This is a genomic window from Endozoicomonas sp. SESOKO4, from assembly GCF_024606275.1.
Genome location: NZ_JAHHPS010000654.1, coordinates 1 through 2,374 on the forward strand (window position 1 = coordinate 1; position 2,374 = coordinate 2,374).

At 45.0% G+C, this 2,374-nt stretch carries 2 protein-coding genes; both read right to left on the minus strand.

Features of this window, described 5'->3' with window-relative positions; genetic code table 11:
* Window positions 1–1,790, minus strand: a 1,790-nt coding sequence (locus tag KDK16_RS12760; RefSeq protein WP_257276416.1) for a hypothetical protein, incomplete at its 3' end; no start/stop codon positions are given.
* A gap of 142 nt (window positions 1,791–1,932) precedes the next feature.
* The coding region (locus KDK16_RS12765; RefSeq protein ID WP_257276417.1) for a hypothetical protein at window positions 1,933–2,374 on the minus strand (442 nt) is incomplete at its 5' end.

Below are 2,374 nucleotides of genomic sequence, written 5' to 3' on the forward strand. Positions count from 1 at the left end.
TCTGACAATAGAATGTGCTCTGTCTGTCTTTCTCTCACCCCGCAGACAAATTTTGTTAGCAACTGAAACATAGGAATACCCAGACCCAATGTAGCCGCTAAGGCCTGACTGGTATGCCTTATCCAGGCTTGCCTGATACGCTTTGAAAGATAGAACCAGCTATGAGTAATGACCTGATCCGCAAGCACACCAAGACCCACTCCGACTTTCTCCGAAATGGTTAACCCTGCTGTGTCAGTACTATTCATAACCAGAGCACCTGGATCAGGTATCAGCACGGGTGAAGTGTAGGCTACCTGAGTTGTATAGGGAGAGACTGTGGATGAAACAGTTGCGGCGGATTCAGTGGGTGCAATGGTTTCAGTGGATGCAGTAATCCATTCAGTCGGTGAAATGGATGAAGCAAATGTTGGCATGGTGCAATTACACGCAACATTAATGCCTTTGGTAGACCACACGTACAGTGAAGCAAACCCTAATCGATAACTCTTCTTGGCGCCATGCGAACAGCTATCACTGTCGGCGTAATCAAAGGCTTTCAAACCCCATGCCAGCTCAATGCCTTTTAATCCAAACGCTCCCTGAATCGCATGAAAATCGGAACAATGATTATGGTGCCAGCCACCTATATAGTGATCAGGATCCGATGGCAGAGCGGAGTCAATCGATAGGTCATTGTCATGCTGATCAACGATGCGGTTACAGGTAGAATCGACAAAACGCAGAACGCTTTCTCTCTTCCGCTGAAAACTAAAGGAGAACAACACGCCACTGCTCTCTGCAATTTCCGGAACATCGGCTGTTGGCGCATCGTTGGGTACCTTTATGACGGTTTTAGTGTTTTTCATGGTCAACTGCACTTGTCCTGTTTCCTGGAAACATTCAACATTCAATGCAGCGTTATGACGATATGTTTCTCCCAGGGTGCCTTGCAGGAGGTTAAATTCAGAGCGTATAAATCGATAAATAAAACGCTCATCTCCCCCTCTTGTTTCAGGATCATCGTTACACCCCAGTTTTACCGAATTAATCATCCCGTGATTGTTCGCCGGATCAAGTACCACCTTGACGTTATCTGCAACAAAGATACCCGCCCCCATCAGGTTCAAAATGCCTGCCGGCATATGACTCCGACTGGACGGGGTTGAATGGGGGGATCCTGTGGGAAGTGTCGTTGATATACCGCCAGTATCCAGAGGGTTTCTGGAATCGACTTCGATATTCGCCAGATAATAGACAGAATTATTATGGGGTGCCGACATCACGTAGTGATTCTGCATCCTTCCATCAATCAAAAATTCAGGCCGAACTTCATTTCTTCCGTTCCCCACGAAAGCCGAATTATCCGGCAACTGAAAACTGACGATTGCATCGTGGCCATCAACAGACTCTGCCAATGGCAATTCATAGATAGCTTGCCGCCCCTTTCCAGGCACTTGCTCTGAATCAAAGATAAACAGGGTTGGATCGTCAGTTTTAAAAACCTCAAGATCTGGTCTTGTATTTGTAGCGGGTATTTTTCTTATCTTGACCGTTTCGGATATTAGAGAATGACCTGAGGAAGATGTTGTTGGAGATATCTGATTGTTTTTTTCCCTGATGAGAGCCTTGAATTCCGATATGTGCTGATTGCACACATCCCTATCGATACGGCGAGTTAATTCAGAACAACTTGAAGCCTTTGTATATGTGGAACTGGTCGTTGGCTCAACTGTGGAGAAAGCATAACAAGGGAAGCCATAAATTGCTGACAATAGAGCAACTGCTAACCCGGATCTGAAAACATTCATAACTGCACTCTGTTTAATTTTTAAAAGTTAAAACAGAAGCATCCTTACCGTAATAATCCTTTTTAAGATCATTATTCAGCCTAGACCGGATATGTAATAAATAAAGGCAAAGACTTCTCTGATATAAAATAACAACGACAAACTACAATGGTGACTCATGTTCTGCCAATCGAATGTGTTCTATCTTTCTTCCTCTCAGCCCACTGTCACATTTTGGTATCAACAACTGGACTGCCGGAATTCCCAGACCTATTGCAGCCGCTAACAACTGGCTGGTATGCCTTATCCAGACTTGCCTGATACGGTTTGAAAGACAGAACCAGATATGAGCGATGCCCTGGTCCGCAATAAACAGGGAAATACCTAATCCCGCTTTCTGCCCATCGGTCAGTCCTTTAGTGCCATTACCTTCAATAGCCGGAGCACCTTCACCTGAAATCTTTGCAGGTGAAGTGTAGGCTACCTGAGTTGTATATGGAGAAACTCTGAATGAACCGGATGAAGTCGATAAAATCGATGTTGGCGTAGTGCAATGACAGACAACATCAAAGCCTGAAGCAGACCACTCACTAAGCGAAGCAAAT